Genomic DNA, 17,202 nt, shown 5'->3' with positions numbered 1-17,202 from the left:
TTAGGGGATATTTCAACAGAAAAGGGGTAATCCATCATGAAACACCTCGTAATACTAGGTGGCGGCTACGGTGGAATGAGAATTCTACAAAGGCTACTTCCAAGCAACCAACTTCCAGATGATGTACAAGTGACATTAATCGACAAAGTACCATATCATTGCTTCAAAACTGAATATTATGCATTAGTTGCGGGTACTATTTCAGAAACGCATATTCGTATACCGTTTCCTGAGCACCCACGCCTCAATATTCAATACGGCACAATAACAAATATTGACCTCGAAGAAAAAGCGGTTCATCTCGATGGCGGCGAAGCAATCCAATATGATGATTTAATTATCGGACTTGGCTGTGAAGATAAATATCATAACGTTCCTGGGGCGAAGGAATATACACATAGTCTACAATCAATTGAACAAACACGTAAAACATATGAACAATTAAATAGTCTAGAACCAAATGCAACAGTAGCTGTCGTTGGTGCTGGCTTAAGTGGTGTGGAAGTTGCAAGTGAACTTCGCGAAAGCCGTTCTGATTTAAAAATCTATTTATTTGATCGAAAAGATAGAATTTTATTCCCGTATCCAGAGAAATTAAGTAGATACGTAGAAGAATGGTTCGTAAAACATAAAGTTAATATTATAAGAAACTCTAACATTACAAAAGTGGAACCAAATATTGTGTATAACCACGATGAACCACTTGAATGTGATGCAATCGTCTGGACAGCTGGTATTCAAGCAAATGAAGTTGTTCGAAACCTTCCAGTTGAACAAGATGGTAGCGGACGGGTTGTCTTAACGAAATATCACAATATTCCAAACAACGAGCACGTTTACGTTGTAGGAGATTGCGCAGCACTTCCACATGCACCATCTGCCCAACTTGCTGAAGGTCAAGGAGAACAAATTGTCCAAATATTATTAAAACGTTGGAATAATGAACCACTCCCTGATGAACTACCTGTTATTAAATTAAAAGGTGTTCTAGGATCTCTTGGTAAAAAACATGGATTCGGTTTACTCGCAAATCAACCGTTAATGGGACGTGTACCAAGATTATTAAAATCCGGCCTTCTTTGGATGTACAAATATCATAAAGGTTAATACTTTACAGGCTGTCTACTATGTAGGCAGCTTCTTTGCATCAGTTTTTAAAAATTATCAGACACATCTTTCTCAATATGTATAATGATTTATTTTTCATTTTTATATTAAAAACTATTGATAAACAGTGTATGCTATTTGTAAGTTGTTTTATTATTTCCTTGAAGACCGAATTCATTCGGTCTTATTTTTTATGTTATAAATACTTTTGTAGGAGGCATTACATTCCACTTATGAACTTATCGAAACTAAACAATCGAATAGAAGCGAAAAAGAAAGAGTTAATCTATCTCGTTGAACGATACGGATTCACTCATGATAAAGTGATTTCTTTCAGCCAAGAATTAGATCGTTTACTTAACTTATTAATAAAACTTAAGACGAAGAAAAAACGTTGTTCGTTATAACCATTTCCCCCTCTTTTTTGATACGATATAACTAGAATCAGAAAGGAGCGATTTATGTTTATATTAAAAGAGGTTATATATAAAGATATACTACACATTCCTTATTTACAGATTCAAAAAGAAAAGATCACTTGCATTATCGGTGAAAGCGGAAGCGGAAAAAGCACATTGCTTCGCATGTTAAACGATTTACAATCTCCAACATCCGGCACAATTGAATATAACGGAAAGTTAATTTCTGATTATCCGCCTATTCAATTACGTCGTGACGTAGTTATGCTTGGGCAAACTCCACCTCTTTTTGATGGAACCGTTAAAGAAAATCTATTAATGGGACTTCGTCTTTCTGAAAAACCATTTCCAAATGATGATGCCCTGCGGAGCGCACTACAAACCGTTAGCTTAGACAAGCAATTAGAAGATAGCGCCTCCTCATTATCCGGCGGTGAAAAACAAAGACTTGCCTTTGCACGTATCGTACTTATGGATCCGCCTGTCTATTTATTAGATGAACCAACTTCAGCACTAGACAGTGATACAGAACGCCGCGTTATGAAACAATTTACTGAACTAGCACGAAAAAAGAAGAAAACAGTTATTTTCATCACGCACTCGCAACAACTTCCAGAAGAAATTGCAGACGATATTATTGAAATTAGCAAAACAAAGGGTGCAACTAGAAAGGAAGTGCTCTCAGTTGAAGGGCGTTATTGAACTCCAAATTTGGCAACTTGCCGCTGCCTATATTTTCATTCTTATTTTAATTGGACTCGTAAAATTAAAAGGAATACCTCGCGAAAAACAAATCGCACTCGCAACATTCCGTATGACCATTCAGCTCGTACTTGTTGCATATGTCCTTACATACGTATTTGAAAACAGTAATCCATTTTATACAATTGCTCTCATTACTTCTATTACTACCTTTGCAATTTTTAATATTTATAAACGAGTTAACATCCCGATGTCTAAAGAATTAAAACGAGTAGCCGCCCTTTCCATGGTCGCCGGATCAATTGGGCCACTTCTACTATTTATCTTCGTTATTATCGGTCATGACCCTTGGTATGCTCCGCAATATATCGTCCCTATTACAGGAATGTTAGTTGGGAATGCCATGACTGGTGTTTCTCTCGGTGCAAATACGTTCTTAAACAATATGAAGTCGCAAAGAGGTCAAATTGAAGGTGCACTTATGCTCGGAGCAACACCGAAAGAAGCTGCTGCTCCGCTCATTCGAGACGCTTTTGATTCTGCTATTTTACCAACAATTAATTCTATGGTCGGAATGGGGATTATAAGCTTACCAGGCATGATGACTGGTCAAATATTATCCGGTGTATCACCGTTCACAGCCATTCAATATCAAATCGCCATTATACTCGGTATTTCAGGAAGTACTGCCTTTGCTGTCATTATCTTTTTACAGCTTGGATATAAAACGTTCTTTAATAAGCGATGTCAGTTGAAAGAAATTGACTATGATGCACGGTGAATCGTGCGTAGTTCACGATGAATGAAATTATATTAACGATTTTTTCAATATATCTATCATAACTTGCAATATATCAACGATTTTTCAAATATATCTATCATAACTCAGAATATATCAACGATTTTGTACGAAATATCGATTTACCGACAAAAAGTGACATAATAAAAAGAGGAGGCTATTCGCCTCCTCTTTTTATTTGTACTACGCCTTCTTAACGAACTGTGATTTTAACTTCATAGCTCCGAAACCGTCGATTTTGCAATCGATATCGTGATCGCCATCAACTAGACGGATACTTTTTACTTTCGTACCGATCTTCACAACTGAAGAAGTTCCTTTTACTTTTAAGTCTTTAATAACAGTAACTGCATCGCCATCTTGAAGAACGTTTCCGTTCGCATCTTTTACAACTTTTGCACCATCATTATTTTCAGCTTCTGCGTCTTGGCCCCACTCATGAGCACATTCTGGACATACGAAAAGAACGCCATCCTCATACGTATATTCTGAATTACATTTTGGACAATTTGGTAAAGTAGCCATAAATTCATTTCCTCCGTTCATTATTTATACGTAAAAATCAAAATTGATGTTTACATCTCGATAAATAAAATTTGTATAGCATTTCTTTATAGTGCCATAGTCTCACGTTATTGACAACCCTACCGTAAATTCTCATTTTTTATTGTATTTTACAAAATTTCAATTCGTATGCCTTTTTTCTATTTGTTCTTCTACTAATTTTAAAAATCTTCGTTGTGCATTTTTATTTTTTACGAGCAAGCGAACTCTTAACTTACTTTGTAAATATGAACGAACTTTGTAGTTCGTAATAAATAATTTTCGATATTTCTCGTCTTCATACATCATTCGAAACCATTCATACTGCTGCAAGTAAAGTATGTTAGCATCAATCTTTTTCGTGTGTAAACCCGTACTTAAACCAATAGATCTTATTAGAGCTTCTATTAATGCTGAAATCATTTCTCTCCCCCCTAATAAACAAAAGAAGAATCTTCACAAGATTCTTCTTTTCAAAATGAACGAGTTCCCTCTAGAAACCCCAATTATTTTCTTCAATGTAAATTTGATATTCTTCTACTTCTTCTTCACTTAACTTCTTATTATTTTCATATACCTCTTGCCACTCGAAATAATCTTCATCGAAATAAACAGCAAATTTAATTTTCACGTTTTTCTTCTCTGTATAATCATAACCAGTAAACTCTACTACGTCATACTCTTTTTCTTTCTTCACAAACTTCCAAGTTGGATTATCAGTCATAATCTCTAAAGTAACCCCTTCACCACTTGAACGAACAACGTCTTTAATATTCGGCTCAGTTGGTAAAAAGGACAGCCCGAACGCAGCTAACCCAAACACAATCCCGACTATAATCTGTAAACCAATCATACCAGCAATACTCACGCCGCCCTTTGATTGTAAGAAATACGCCTTCTCATGATCAGACGCATCTTCTCCCTTACGAAAAACACGAACAGCATGCTTATAATATAAACGGTTTCCTTGCCATCCAGTAAATATCATCATTCCTAATTGAAGAGCTAAACTAAATGTTACATAAATCCCATCTGGAATATCTATAAAAGGGGGTATAACTATACTAGGTATAGCCAATAACGCAAATATAATAAATAACTTATACATTTTACGATAAGCTAACCAAAAAGTTGGGAAGAAAAAGGCTACCCAATTCCATGTATTTCCTTGCGCAGGATTTTCTACTTTACCCCACTTAAAATCATAATAAGCTGTATTTTTTTGAACAACTTTATGTAATTCTTGCTGAGAAATTGTTTCTTGTAAAACAGTGTCCTTCACGTACATCATCCTTTTCTTATTTCTATATACATTTATTGTATATGGACAAAATGAAGGAATCTAACAAAAAGTACACATATTTCATAAAATTGAACGGAAATCGAATATATTCCGACAATTATCCGTTTCTTATTTCATTTTACTTTTAAATATATTAAAATAATCATGTATCATATATTTAATACACTAAGTTAATTATTTTATATATTCACTAAAAAGGATGCATCAAAATCATTTTTATACATCTTTTTTAGTGAATATATACTACTACTTTAAAACAAACATCTCGACTTAAGAAAACTCACAAATTAGCCTTCTACTATTTCAAACATATTTCCACTTACACAACTAATGAATAGTCCATTATTAACTTCCTCAATTGATACAATAAAATCTATTACAACAACATTTTTAGGAAGTTTAATTATATTTTTTACTTCGCCACATTCAGCATCAAGTATTGTCAATTCTAAATTTGAAGTTGCAATGTAAATTTCTCCATCTTTATATAACAGAACCTCTGTAATATCATGTAGAGTATTAATATTCCAAAGCACTTTACCTGTTTGAATATTAATACCACAAATTCTGCCTTCTCCTAAGGACAATACCATCATCTCTCCGATAAGAAATGGAGGCAATTCAATTTCAAAAGACATATTTACTTCATATAACTTTTGACCGCTCTTATGGTCATAACATTGTATTTGTCTACTTACCCCTTCATATCCATACTCAGTTCTTGTTAATAGTATTTTCGCTTCCTTTGATTCAATGCAAGAGTACCATACCTCATCAAAAGCTTTTTCAAAAATTAAGTTACAGCCTTCTTTTCCATATTCCCACTTTTGTAATGAATCTATTGCTACACATATAAAATGTTCATTAGTTAAAGTAACTGGTTCATTTGGATTACAATCTTCCATCATTTGTTTCCATCGTGTAGAAGCATCTAATAATTGAATGGAAATTGCAACATTACTATATGCATCAACTTCCCCATCTTCATCAAAAGGATTCCCTGCTAATACATAGTAATCTGGGCCAAGATGGCACTGCAATTTTTCTCCTCCGACTCGAACATTCTTTTCCCATACTTTTACTCCACTTTCAAGCTCTAATAAAACATTGTAGCCTTCTTGTGTAATAACTAGTAAACGTGGTAACTCTTCTCCCGTAGTTTTTACATCTTGTATAATATGCCCTTCTATTTCTAAATCCCATAGAAGCTGTCCACAACTTGATGAAATAGCATACAATTTCGCAATACTTTCTCCAAATCTATTTGCATGCCAAATAATTACGACACCATTCACAGTAACGCAATTACAATCTTCTACTATTGGAATACGGCACTGCCAAATCTCTTCTTTCGTTTCACTATCGAGTTTACGAATTCTGTGGTTATTTTCCTCTACATAAAAGATACTCTTCTTATCATGAGATAGTACCGGAGTAAATATCGGTTCAACCTCTCTCCCTTTTAAATACTTCCATTTTAATTCATACTTGTCACTTGTAGAATGATAAGTTCGATACATAATTTCGTCATTTCCATTTACAAGTTTAGGAACAAATGGATCAATTTCTAACATTCTATGGTAAGCATCTTTGATTCGAAAAGAATCAACTCCACTCATGTAAATCTGCCCTATCTCCTTTTTAAGAAACGAAAAGAGTACTCGTAAAAATTGCTCGCTATCAACACTAGCTAACTTCTTGCCTCTCTGATTAATAATGAGAAACTCCCCATCTTTCTTCTTAAATTCCATCTTTTTTTCATATTCATTTAAGAAAATTGTAGCGTCATCATATTTAAAAACCTCGATACAAGCATCAAACAACTGACAAATCGGTCCTATTATGTCTGTTTTTTCTTCAAACACAATTCTCTCATCTATACTAAGTACTATTTCTCCAGCATTTTCTGTCGGCAGTTTATTTAGTTCGATTTGAAACTTTTTCATTATTTCCTCCCTCTTAATCACGTTGGAATACTATGTTTCTTTCCCCCACATTCCCCTTCACTTTCTCAATAATATCTTCTATACGCTCCGCTATACATTCCGGCTCCCATTCTCCCTCACCGTGCATAGCTGTATAAACTGGACAGTTCTCATCATTACTATCTACAAAAATCGGGTCTCCAAGATATGAATCTATCCCTATTACAATCCATCCTTCTTTCCAATCTCCTTCTTCATTCCCGACTAAGCTTTGTCCTTCTTCATCAAAACTATAACCAAGTTGCCCTTCTTCTATTTCTTCACTATTAAACAATTCTATCGTCATAGGTTCAGATTCATACTCTAGCTCAATTTCATTATCCTCAGCACGATCTACATGTGCTAAAAGTTGTTTAATTTTATTATGGTTAATCATGATATCTTCTCCATTCTATCTTTTAAAAATCTAATTTTATTCATAATGAGCTGCCGCAAGTAACATTTGAGCAATAAACTTCCATGAAATATTTTCTGGAAACTTCTCTCCTTGATTTATATAAACCGATTCACAAGAACCTAACCAACTATTTAATGCCTCTAAATAAGTCTCTACCTCTACATTCTCCCATTCATCTTTATTCACTTTAAAATCCTTTTGGAGGTATACAAGAAATTTTAATAAATCTTCTTTAGAATTTACGTGATCGAGGTATTCATACACATCCATACTCCGTCCCTCCCTCTATTGCGTGTTATCTAAACTAACTATAATATATGACATAAGATTCTTAAAACTATTATTTGAGGTGACCGAATATGAAGAGTACAATTTGGGCAGACGATGACTATTTAAAACTAGCACCCATTAACGATGAACTAATCAAAAAAGCAGAAGAAGTACTGAACGTAAAGCTTCCAGAATCATATATAACCCTTCTAAAAGAACAAAATGGGGGAACTCTTCGTCTCGATGTTCACCCTACTTCAAAGCCAAATTCTTGGGCAGACGATCACGTTAATGTATCTGGTTTATATGGTATTTCTTTTAATGAAAATGAATCTAGTATTTTAGAGAGCCGCTATTTAATTCGAGAATGGGAAATGCCTGAGAATATCGTACTTTTATCTGGTGATGGACATACATGGATTGCATTAGACTATCGAAATGTAGCTGAAAATCCTCCAGTTATATTTATCGATAATGAGTTTGAGGAAATTATTGAATTAGCACCTAACTTTGAAAGTTTCTTACAAAACTTAACTACTTATGAATATGACGAAGAATAAGCCTGGCTCTAAAAAGGAGCAAGATTTTATTACAAATTTACACGCCACTTTAAAACCACTCGGCTTTAAGAAAAAAAGACATACATTTTTCAAAGCTGAAAACGGATTTTATAAGCTCATTAACATACAAAAAAGCCAGTTTGGAGATGATTTTTATATAAATATAGGAGTTCACCCTATCGGTCTCCCGCAGCTTATTACGAACCAATTACAAATAAAAGAAAACATTTCAATATTCGCTTGCATTCTACAAACGAGAATAGAGCCTATACATATCAAACAGAACCAGCTATTGCACAATGTTTCACATGAAACTATCAACATTCCGAATTACCTTTCTACTATTTTCGACTGGTTTCAAACGTGGGCATCTTATGAAAATTTAGTGGAAATAAATATACATTCCATTACTCCGGTACTAGCTGTCGTTCCAATATTAGAAGAAAAAGCGTTTCTACTTCTTACCTGTTTTTCTTTCTACAAATTAAAACAGTACGAACAAGCTAATCGCTACTTACAGCAATATTTACATTGCACCGTGCATCTGAATACCGAGGAAAAAGAGCCCATATTCTTTCACGAAGTTGATATGTATATGAAAAAACTAGTAGAAAGTACAATGTAATTTCACATTGTACTTTCTACTAGTGCTTTATATTCCTTTTGTGACTTTTTAAATCAGAAATATTTTATCCTCCCCCTACAACTCCCAAGTAATATTCATTTCTTCAAATGAGTCCTTACTAACTTCCAATCCTTCGCTATCTTCCGTTCCAATCATTGCTATTTCTTCTTTAGACAACTTAATTTCCTCATTTGGACTTTGGATTTTTTTCTTATACACGAGTTGTAAAAGCTCTATTTGTTCCTCTGTCAGTTCATACTCTTCTTCCAGTCTTTCTATTGCTGATTCTGTATCAAGTAATGGAATTTCTAATAAGAATCCGCCGTGCTCTTCCATCTCTTCAAATGAATCAATTGAATACGCACCACTATCCTCAATCCAAAATGCAGTTGTAATAAAAGGAACTGTTTCGCCTTCTACTTCTTCTAATACGTATTGAAGTGCTTCTTCTTTCGCAATATCTATTACTTCCGAAGGTGCCCCTTCAAAATAATTTTTCGCATCAATCCACTCATCAATTCTCTCGCTATTCACATCTTGAAGACATACAATCGTGTAATTCGGATGAAACGTAATTGTCCCTTGTCCGCCTTGGCTATCTTGCATACTATAGTTAAATCCATCCCATGAACTTTCATGTGAGAAATCTGGACAATGCGCTACATTAATTGCATGGGCAATCGAATTTAAAACGCAGCCTTTCCATAGTTGTTCTTTATCTATATGTAATTTATATTTACTCATCATCTTCCCCCATGCGCATATTTTTTTCTATTATCTTTCCTCTACACAATACTTGTAAATACTTTTCTATCTACTACAAAATAAAAAAGACTTCCTTTTTAAAAGGCGTCTTTTTATAGTTGAAAATTTACTAATAAATAAAACGAATTATTTAATAAATGAATCCCAATTGGAACGAGTAAATTCTTCGTTTTCTTATATGTGTATGCTAAACATATACCCATACCAAAAATATATAAAATACTACCTACTGTAAGGGGATGGCCAAAAGTAAATATGAAAGCACTTATAACGATACTAGTAAGTGTAGAAAAACGCTGAGATAATTTCTTAAAAAGTATCCCTCGAAATAAAAGCTCTTCCCAAATCGGTGCAAAAATGGTGAGCACAACTACATATAAAATGATTTCATTTTTAGTAGGCTTTATTACTATACTAGACTCGTCCACACCAATCCCATGTGGTAAAACTAAATTTAATATTGCAAGATATATAAGCATTACAATCGCTGTCATTACTATCGTTACATAGTGTTTAAAATTATTGAATTGTAATGATTTTATTAAATGTAAGCAGCAATTTCTTGCCGGTGCATACATTACGATAATCATACAAAACGTGAAAGGTGGAATAAGATGATCTACATACCATGGATATAAGGAAGAATCATATAAAAGGTTCAAAAAACCAATTCCATGCATGGCCCCAAAAATAATTAATAGAATGCTAATTACTTGGCGCATACTCATTTGTTCATTCTTTTCTTCATATGTAGCTAATTCTATATTCATCCTATCCCCTCCAGTATAATTAAACCTTTTAAACCATTATATACCAAATCTAATATAAAAAAAGACAATCCCCCCCACTGTATTGTCCATTTTCTTCCCTACCATTTCTCTCTACACGTCTCAATTAAATGCAGTAAGTACCTCTTCGTCATATCTGCTCTTCTCCACCTTGAGAGCATTCGCTTTTCTTTTGGATTGTGCCGTATTCTCGCTACTTCTTTTAATAAGAGCTCCCATTCTTCCGCTGAACGTTCTGACAAGTATTGCAATCCTCTATCTTTTGAAACGATTGTTCTATAATCTAGTGTATATAAAATGCGTCCCATCGTAACGACAGCTGATTCTACCCACTCTTCTATAAAAAATAAATATGGCTTCTTCACCTTTTCACTCCAGTACTGTTCTACGTTGTATTTCATCGTATTTACTACATCATTCCATTGTATTTGCAGCGGAAGATCTTCTGCTTCTTTTCCTGTAACTGTAATGCCTTGATTTTTCAACGTCCACCATGTGACCGCATTAATGTCCCAATGACCAACATTAGCTTTACCATCTGCACAATACACGTACTCGTTCATTTCATCATTGTATTTCCCTAAGTCAGCAAGCGGAATATACATACCGTCCATTCTTTTACCTAGCGTATTATCACTAAGTTTCTTATGTAGTTCCACAAGCTGCTGTTTTTCAGCTTCATTCACGGAATCACTTATCACTGTAACAAAATCAACATCGCTCGTTTCTGCATAAAATGCACCAAGTGCGATGGAGCCGTAAATATATACCCCTACTATTTTTTCATCTAAAAAAATTTCTTTTAATTCTACTGTGTACCGCTCCATTAACTGTTGTACTTCCGTTGGTAACGCATGCTTCACTCCATTTTTCATATCTATCCCTCCAATAAAAAAAGCCTTTGCAAATTCGCAAAGACTTCTTGTTTTATAAATATTTCTCGATTTCTTCATAAACATCCTTCAAACGAGGATTTCCTTCTCCAACAATTTCTCCATTTACAAGAACGACCGGATAAAATAAATCTTCTTCCACTACGCGCTCTGCGAATGCTTTTTTATCTGCATCTTCTTGTTCTTCTTGGAAATCAATATACTCGAAATTAAATTTATTTTCTTGTCCTTCATATTTACGACCAATTGCCGCTTGTAACCATTCAAACGTTTCTGTTGAAGATGGCATTCCGACGCAGCTCGCACAAATTACTTTCGTCCCATACACTTGAACATTAACCATTTCTTCTCCCCCACTTCTTGTCCCAACAGTATATTCAGATGTCTTATTACATAAGCACATCATTTTACAAACTTATTCCATACCCCTATACTGAAAAAACACGATACAATATTTCGACAATAAAACAAGAAGAGAAAAAATAGATTTTCCCCTCTATCTTGATTATAATAAAACTGATGAAAGGAGTCGATAAAAATGGAAAACCCACATATGCAAGAACAAGTATTAGAAGTATTAGATAAATTACGTCCATTCTTACTTCGCGATGGCGGAGACGTTGAATTAGTAGACATTGAAGAAGGTATCGTAAAACTACGCCTTATGGGTGCATGCGGAAGCTGCCCAAGTTCTACAATCACACTAAAAGCTGGTATCGAGCGCGCGTTACTTGAAGAAGTACCAGGCGTTATCGAAGTAGAACAAGTATTTTAATTAAAAGCGGAAGCGGCTCGTTCAGAACAGGAGGTCATTGGAGCTCCTGACGAAGAGGCACTTTTTGCCTCACAGGAAGGCGCGAAATGGCCGACTGTTCTAGCCGCTGGAGCTAGATATTAATCTAAAAGCGGAAGCGGCTCGTTCAAAGTCACTTGCTAAAAGGAGACCAAATTTGGTCTCCTTTTTTTATTCAAATCACATTTATCCGTTAACATCATAAAACAAAATTGGAAATCCTTCTCAAAAAATGCGATAATTAATACTATATAGTGAATCGTTCACACATATACAGTAAAAAAATATAGGGGGACGACAGATGCCAAAAATGGGGAACACTTTTGTAACAATTCAAGAACTAGAAAAGAAGAAAGAGTATTTATTAGGCCTTTCATCCGTTATACCAACATGGAATACAAGCTATCAATTTTTATTTAAAGAAATCCAGCAAGAATTATTGGGTAAAGTAAATGAAAAGCTCGAAAGGCATCAATTCGTTTTAAATATATGTACAGATCAGCAGGTAGGGGCATAATGTATTACATAAAATTGTGGTATATAAAAAAGAGACCTCACTCGGTCTCTTTTTTATATTTTTAAGATAACCAATCTAATTTTCTAATCCCAAGCTTATCTACTGGTAAACGAAGTGAGCCATAAAAATGCTTCATAAATTGCTCTGAGCGGTTCACATCGTGTAAAATGGCTTCTAAGCGATCTCTATATATGCTTTTTTGTTCTTCGTTTCCAGTTTGGTAATATCGTTCGACCGTTTCAAAATAGTGAAGCGGGAACAGGAGCCTTGCAAATAATAAGCGCCAACCAAATGAGGATAGCGAATAATTACGTTCATAATCTGTAACAAATTGAACGATTGTTTGCTCCCAGTCTTTCTTTTTTTCTATCGTCATATGGCGGATCCATTCTGCAATATCTCGACTCGGGTGATCATACACCCAATCAAAAGGAAGTTTGAGCCGCTTCGTTTGATGCCATAATAAAGGTGTGAATCGTTCTTGGCAAATTGTTGCTGCATCCGTTAGTTGCGGCGTATCATCCATTTCTGTATCGACAACATATTGAATTGCATTTTCTGCAACTCCTAAGTAATACGGGAAGGATTCAATAAACAATTGATCGAATACGTCTGTAGGGTGGTTCATCACTTGCGATTGCCAAAACTTTTCTAACTGATCGAGTCTCTTTTCCCATAACGCTTTCCATTCACCAATGCGGCTTAATTGCTCGATTTCTTCTGGAAAGAATGCACCTCGTTTATGGAATATAGAAAGTTCACTTCCTAATGACATAGCATGTCGTTCTAACGTGCGCATACCTTTTAATAAGCAGTAATTTTGTTCTTCTATCTCACTTACATAGTAGCCGTGTATAGTCGGAACGAAAGTCGCTACAGTTATATCCCCTTGCTGGTTCATATAATCACTGAGCTTTTTCATCTCTACAAGTACTTCTTCCTCCATTTCTCCAATTGGAACAAGTACATAAATTTTGTTGCGAATCCAAAAGCTTTTATAGGGGCCAAGGGGGATTAATTCTTTAACATGCATGTGATAATGCTCATAAATATGCTGAATCATCGCAGTCGCCACCTATGGTTTTTCTTTATATATATGAGCTTGTGCTCGCCTTTCATTCCTATGCACATGATAAAGCAACGAAACGTATACAAATACTAAAAAGAAAAAAAGGTGATAAACATGAAAGAATCAAATCAACTACAAGAAAGAGCATTACAACTATTACAAGAACGCGGTGTAACAATTGACGATATTGCTGAACTTGTTCATTTTCTTCAAAAAAAATATCATCCAAATTTAGAGATGTCAGAATGCCGTTACAATGTAGAACGTGTACTATCAAAACGTGAAGTACAAAACGCACTGATTACTGGTATCGAGCTTGATGTCCTTGCTGAAAAGGGAATGCTAAGTGAGCCGTTACAAGATATTGTAAAACGTGATGAAGGCTTATACGGAATTGATGAAGTTATAGCACTTTCTATCGTGAATGTATACGGATCTATCGGTTTCACGAACTTTGGATATATCGATAAATTAAAACCTGGTATTTTAGAATACTTAAATGATAAATCAACTGGAAAAGTGCACACGTTCCTTGACGATATCGTTGGCGGAATTGCTGCCGCTGCCTCAAGCCGTTTAGCGCACCGAGCTGATCACTCGGAATAATAATGTTTTCTAGACCGTCAGTTTCATGCTGACGGTCTTTCGTATTCCATAAGCATAAATTCTCTTCCGCGACTCAAAAAAATAGGCCCTTGCTTAAATCCGATATTTTTATATAGCGTAATCGCTCTTGTATTAAATGTTGCTACGCTTAATCGAAACATGTTTGCGTTAAACTCTTTCGTGGCAAACGCTATTCCAGCTTGGAAAAATTCTTTCCCCATTCCTTTCCCAGTTAACGCCGGCTTCATACCAAGTCCGATATCAATCACATCTTCTCCACCATATAAATTAGCATCTCTTCCACCTGGTACTTGTGCATTTTCTCCAAAACAAAAATAGCCGATGAACTCTCCTTGATCGACACAACAGCCATAATACGTTCCATCTAATAGCTCTTCTATTACTTCTTTCTCGCCTGAAAAACTATATAAACTATATGGTTCCTCGTACGTCCACGTATTTATCTCATTTGCTTCTTCCTCTGTTAACTTATGTATATCCACTTTCTCTTTCCCCCTATTATATTTCTATTAACAATATTCGATATTCATCTTATAATTCATCTTTCTCAATATATTTTTTTAATTTCTCGCTTCATTTTTATGGAAGATTTTTCTTATTATGTTACGATTAAACAGAATCATTACAAATAAGGTGGTGACAATTTGAATTACTTTTCTTACCTCTCCTTAGAAGAACGGCAAAATTTTTTCTATAAAGAACCTCTTAGTTTTTCAAAAAATATAGGGAAAGAACAACTAGCTTACGCACTAGGCGCCACACTATATACTCCTGGCACGAAAGAAACGATTGCGGAAGATATAATTAGAAAGAAACATGTGGATGCTACCTCAATTATTCTTTGTCTAGAGGACGCTATCAGCGATGAAGAAGTAAAACTTGCAGAGCAAAACATCGTCGTTCAAATACAGCAAATCGCCAACTTAGTCAGTGCCAACATACTAAATCAAGCAGACATCCCACTTCTTTTTATTAGAGTTCGACAGCCAAGTCAAATGAAGACAATTGTTACTGAATTAGGTAGTGCTGTTCATTGTTTATGTGGTTTTGTCTTTCCAAAATTCACACCGATTAATGGAAAGGCTTATATCAATCAGCTTGCATATATAAACGAGTTATACTCATTATCACTTTATGGAATGCCGATTTTAGAATCACCAGAAATTATGTATAAAGAAACACGGATAGAATCATTATTACAAATAAAGGATTTACTAGATTCCTATCGTGATCACATCTTAAATGTACGTATTGGTGCTACTGACTTTTCAAGTATATTTAGTATTCGGCGTAATAAATACACACCTATCTATCATATTACTGTTGTTCGTGATTGTATTTCGGACATTATTAACGTTTTCTCAAGGGCAACAAATGAATATATTATTTCAGGATGTGTATGGGAATATTTTTCTAATGATTATGAAGAAGGGCTCATCCAAGAGGTATCACTCGACCATGCAAATGGATTAATCGGTAAGACAGTTATTCACCCATCTCATATTAAAGTTGTACAGGCAATGCATATTGTCACAATGGAAGATTATTTAGATGCGAGATCCATTTTACAAAATGCAGATACGTATAATGGAGTGCTAAAAAGTAGTTTTTCTAACAAAATGAATGAAGTAAAGCCACATTATGGCTGGGCTCACAAAACCATTTTAAAATCTAATATTTACGGGGTGCTACATGAAAACAAACAATTTACCGATCTCCTTATTACAAACGCAAAGCAACACGTATAACGTTTTAAATAATATACAAGTCCATGTAGAAGTACGTGATAATCCATATAATTTAGCGCTAGACAAGCTTTTTCAAATGGCTGCGAGAATAAATAAGAAACGTAGTTTTTTATTTGTGAGTACAATCCTTGGAAAGCATCTTCCTATTAAACCTGCAGTCTCCCTATCAAGTGGAGTTGCTCTCGCTGCAAGATATATGGAAATACTACATAATACTTCTCATCCATTTCAAAAAGAAATTTTAAATCTCATTTCATTAGAAATTGATGAAATCCCAGAGGAAGTATTTCGTTATCAATATCCTCTGCAAGAAGAAGTTTTGTTCATCGGATTCGCTGAAACAGCGACAGCACTTGGTCATTCTATGTTTCAATGCTTTCAAAATGCAAAGTATGTGCATACAACTAGGGAATCGATACCCCACCTAGAATCTGTCATTACATTTGAGGAAGAACATTCTCATGCAACATCGCACCGTTGTTATGTAGATGAAAGTTTTTTTCAAAACAACAATCCAATTGTTCTCGTAGATGATGAGATGACAACAGGAAAAACAGCATTAAATATTATTAGATCTATTCAAAATAAATTCCCAAGAGGAGAATATATAATTGCTTCTTTATTAGACTGGCGTTCTCATACTAATAGAAAACAATTTAAACAATTAGAAGAAGAACTTCAAATTAAGATTCATGTTATTTCTTTATTAGAAGGCAGTATTCATACAACTGGCCAACCATTAAATATTGCAAAAACAGATATTCAAATTAAAGAAATAAAACCTGATTTCAAAAAGCATACCCTTACCTGCCCAAAATCACCCTATACATCAAATTATATAAAATATACTGGGCGATTTGGCATTTCAGCATATGAACAAAAGCACATTCATTCTTTCGCTCAAGAAGCAGGAAAAGCTTTAAAAAGAGAAAGAGTTGGAAAACGAACACTCTGTCTCGGAACGGGTGAATTTATGTATATCCCAATGAAAATTGCTGCTGAAATGGGTGAAAATATTTTATATCAATCTACAACAAGAAGCCCTATCCATCCTGTTTCAAATGATGTGAACTATGCCATTCATAATCATTTCTCATATCCAAGTCCTGAAGATTCTACTATTACAAATTACTTTTATAATATTTCACCTCATGATTACGATGAAGTATTTGTTTTTATTGAGCGTGATTTAGGAGAAAAAGCCCTGTTTCCTCTTCTACAGCAGTTACAAACAGTTATTCCCTTTATTCATATCGTCTCATTTTCAAATAGTATAGAAAAGGAAGGTTGAT

23 protein-coding genes are annotated in these 17,202 nt (G+C 34.6%); 11 read left to right on the top strand and 12 right to left on the bottom strand.

Going from position 1 to position 17,202, the window contains the following annotated elements; genetic code table 11:
• Positions 1-36: 36 nt before the first annotated feature.
• The 4 genes from MRP26_RS14580 (at position 37) to MRP26_RS14565 (ending at position 3,009) form a co-directional block, all read left to right on the top strand.
• On the top strand, positions 37-1,107 hold the full coding sequence (locus MRP26_RS14580) for an NAD(P)/FAD-dependent oxidoreductase (RefSeq protein ID WP_000682065.1): 1,071 nt from the start codon (positions 37-39) through the stop codon (positions 1,105-1,107).
• Positions 1,108-1,340: 233 nt separating this feature from the next.
• Positions 1,341-1,514 carry an aspartyl-phosphate phosphatase Spo0E family protein gene (locus MRP26_RS14575; RefSeq protein ID WP_001054089.1) on the top strand — a complete coding sequence of 58 codons (174 nt, stop codon included), beginning with the start codon at positions 1,341-1,343 and terminating at the stop codon, positions 1,512-1,514.
• A gap of 54 nt (positions 1,515-1,568) precedes the next feature.
• Positions 1,569-2,228 (top strand): ABC transporter ATP-binding protein, encoded by a 660-nt coding sequence (locus MRP26_RS14570; RefSeq protein ID WP_197235756.1) that lies wholly within the window; start codon positions 1,569-1,571, stop codon positions 2,226-2,228.
• Positions 2,212-3,009 (top strand): ABC transporter permease, encoded by a 798-nt coding sequence (locus MRP26_RS14565; RefSeq protein ID WP_078400730.1) that lies wholly within the window; start codon positions 2,212-2,214, stop codon positions 3,007-3,009. The genes MRP26_RS14570 and MRP26_RS14565 overlap by 17 nt, the downstream gene beginning before the upstream one ends.
• A gap of 201 nt (positions 3,010-3,210) precedes the next feature.
• On the opposite strand, the gene phnA is transcribed toward MRP26_RS14565, so the two are convergent.
• From phnA to MRP26_RS14535, 6 genes are all read right to left on the bottom strand, one after another.
• A complete protein-coding gene (gene phnA / locus MRP26_RS14560; protein ID WP_000212735.1) occupies positions 3,211-3,552 on the bottom strand; it encodes an alkylphosphonate utilization operon protein PhnA in 342 nt (113 codons plus the stop codon).
• A gap of 159 nt (positions 3,553-3,711) precedes the next feature.
• Complete coding sequence (locus MRP26_RS14555) at positions 3,712-3,993, bottom strand: hypothetical protein (RefSeq protein ID WP_242806222.1); 282 nt, start codon at positions 3,991-3,993, stop codon at positions 3,712-3,714.
• Between the two features lie 70 nt (positions 3,994-4,063).
• Complete coding sequence (locus tag MRP26_RS14550) at positions 4,064-4,861, bottom strand: DUF2628 domain-containing protein (protein ID WP_140155677.1); 798 nt, start codon at positions 4,859-4,861, stop codon at positions 4,064-4,066.
• Between the two features lie 299 nt (positions 4,862-5,160).
• Entirely contained in the window at positions 5,161-6,819 is a 1,659-nt protein-coding gene (locus MRP26_RS14545) for an outer membrane protein assembly factor BamB family protein (RefSeq protein WP_242806221.1), read from the bottom strand.
• A 13-nt stretch (positions 6,820-6,832) separates the two neighbouring features.
• Positions 6,833-7,234: a hypothetical protein gene (locus MRP26_RS14540; protein WP_088025387.1), complete on the bottom strand. Its 402-nt coding sequence runs from the start codon at positions 7,232-7,234 to the stop codon at positions 6,833-6,835.
• A gap of 36 nt (positions 7,235-7,270) precedes the next feature.
• Positions 7,271-7,525: a DUF7660 family protein gene (locus tag MRP26_RS14535; RefSeq protein ID WP_000383680.1), complete on the bottom strand. Its 255-nt coding sequence runs from the start codon at positions 7,523-7,525 to the stop codon at positions 7,271-7,273.
• Positions 7,526-7,614: 89 nt separating this feature from the next.
• Between MRP26_RS14535 and MRP26_RS14530 the strand changes: the two genes are divergently transcribed.
• Both MRP26_RS14530 and MRP26_RS14525 read left to right on the top strand, forming a co-directional pair.
• The gene (locus MRP26_RS14530) at positions 7,615-8,085 is read left to right on the top strand and encodes an SMI1/KNR4 family protein (protein ID WP_002025033.1); all 471 of its coding nucleotides are present in this window, start codon (positions 7,615-7,617) and stop codon (positions 8,083-8,085) included.
• On the top strand, positions 8,072-8,710 hold the full coding sequence (locus MRP26_RS14525) for a DUF4304 domain-containing protein (protein ID WP_006918875.1): 639 nt from the start codon (positions 8,072-8,074) through the stop codon (positions 8,708-8,710). Before MRP26_RS14530 ends, MRP26_RS14525 begins: the two co-directional genes overlap by 14 nt.
• 75 nt (positions 8,711-8,785) lie before the next feature.
• Here the strand turns inward: MRP26_RS14525 and MRP26_RS14520 are convergent, their stop codons facing one another.
• The 4 genes from MRP26_RS14520 to MRP26_RS14505 all read right to left on the bottom strand — a co-directional run bounded on the left by MRP26_RS14520 (position 8,786) and on the right by MRP26_RS14505 (position 11,499).
• Positions 8,786-9,454, bottom strand: a complete 669-nt coding sequence (locus MRP26_RS14520; RefSeq protein WP_053563437.1) for a hypothetical protein — start codon at positions 9,452-9,454, stop codon at positions 8,786-8,788.
• Positions 9,455-9,567: 113 nt separating this feature from the next.
• The gene (locus tag MRP26_RS14515) at positions 9,568-10,245 is read right to left on the bottom strand and encodes a CPBP family intramembrane glutamic endopeptidase (RefSeq protein ID WP_088025381.1); all 678 of its coding nucleotides are present in this window, start codon (positions 10,243-10,245) and stop codon (positions 9,568-9,570) included.
• A gap of 98 nt (positions 10,246-10,343) precedes the next feature.
• Positions 10,344-11,138, bottom strand: a complete 795-nt coding sequence (locus tag MRP26_RS14510; RefSeq protein WP_242806220.1) for a nucleotidyltransferase domain-containing protein — start codon at positions 11,136-11,138, stop codon at positions 10,344-10,346.
• Between the two features lie 52 nt (positions 11,139-11,190).
• Entirely contained in the window at positions 11,191-11,499 is a 309-nt protein-coding gene (locus MRP26_RS14505; protein ID WP_000248588.1) for a YuzD family protein, read from the bottom strand.
• Between the two features lie 195 nt (positions 11,500-11,694).
• Here MRP26_RS14505 and MRP26_RS14500 point away from each other — a divergent pair, with 195 nt between their 5' ends.
• Both MRP26_RS14500 and MRP26_RS14495 read left to right on the top strand, forming a co-directional pair.
• Complete coding sequence (locus tag MRP26_RS14500) at positions 11,695-11,931, top strand: NifU family protein (RefSeq protein WP_000431159.1); 237 nt, start codon at positions 11,695-11,697, stop codon at positions 11,929-11,931.
• Between the two features lie 319 nt (positions 11,932-12,250).
• Entirely contained in the window at positions 12,251-12,466 is a 216-nt protein-coding gene (locus MRP26_RS14495; RefSeq protein ID WP_001125507.1) for a hypothetical protein, read from the top strand.
• 61 nt (positions 12,467-12,527) lie between these two features.
• Here MRP26_RS14495 and yutH read toward each other — a convergent pair whose 3' ends face one another.
• Positions 12,528-13,529 carry a spore coat putative kinase YutH gene (gene yutH, locus MRP26_RS14490; protein ID WP_197242254.1) on the bottom strand — a complete coding sequence of 334 codons (1,002 nt, stop codon included), beginning with the start codon at positions 13,527-13,529 and terminating at the stop codon, positions 12,528-12,530.
• 120 nt (positions 13,530-13,649) lie between these two features.
• Between yutH and MRP26_RS14485 the strand changes: the two genes are divergently transcribed.
• Positions 13,650-14,141 (top strand): phosphatidylglycerophosphatase A family protein, encoded by a 492-nt coding sequence (locus MRP26_RS14485; RefSeq protein WP_000665102.1) that lies wholly within the window; start codon positions 13,650-13,652, stop codon positions 14,139-14,141.
• 23 nt (positions 14,142-14,164) lie between these two features.
• Here MRP26_RS14485 and MRP26_RS14480 read toward each other — a convergent pair whose 3' ends face one another.
• Positions 14,165-14,644: a GNAT family N-acetyltransferase gene (locus MRP26_RS14480; RefSeq protein WP_197242255.1), complete on the bottom strand. Its 480-nt coding sequence runs from the start codon at positions 14,642-14,644 to the stop codon at positions 14,165-14,167.
• A 162-nt stretch (positions 14,645-14,806) separates the two neighbouring features.
• Here MRP26_RS14480 and MRP26_RS14475 point away from each other — a divergent pair, with 162 nt between their 5' ends.
• Together MRP26_RS14475 and MRP26_RS14470 are read left to right on the top strand one after the other, a co-directional pair.
• The gene (locus tag MRP26_RS14475) at positions 14,807-15,910 is read left to right on the top strand and encodes an HpcH/HpaI aldolase/citrate lyase family protein (RefSeq protein ID WP_197242257.1); all 1,104 of its coding nucleotides are present in this window, start codon (positions 14,807-14,809) and stop codon (positions 15,908-15,910) included.
• Complete coding sequence (locus MRP26_RS14470) at positions 15,855-17,201, top strand: phosphoribosyltransferase family protein (protein ID WP_197242258.1); 1,347 nt, start codon at positions 15,855-15,857, stop codon at positions 17,199-17,201. The genes MRP26_RS14475 and MRP26_RS14470 overlap by 56 nt, the downstream gene beginning before the upstream one ends.
• Position 17,202 lies beyond the last annotated feature (1 nt).

This window comes from Bacillus sp. CCB-MMP212, assembly GCF_022748145.1.
In the GTDB taxonomy this organism is placed as follows: Bacteria; Bacillota; Bacilli; order Bacillales; family Bacillaceae_G; genus Bacillus_A; species Bacillus_A cereus.
This window is presented reverse-complemented; position numbering and strand designations above follow the sequence as displayed.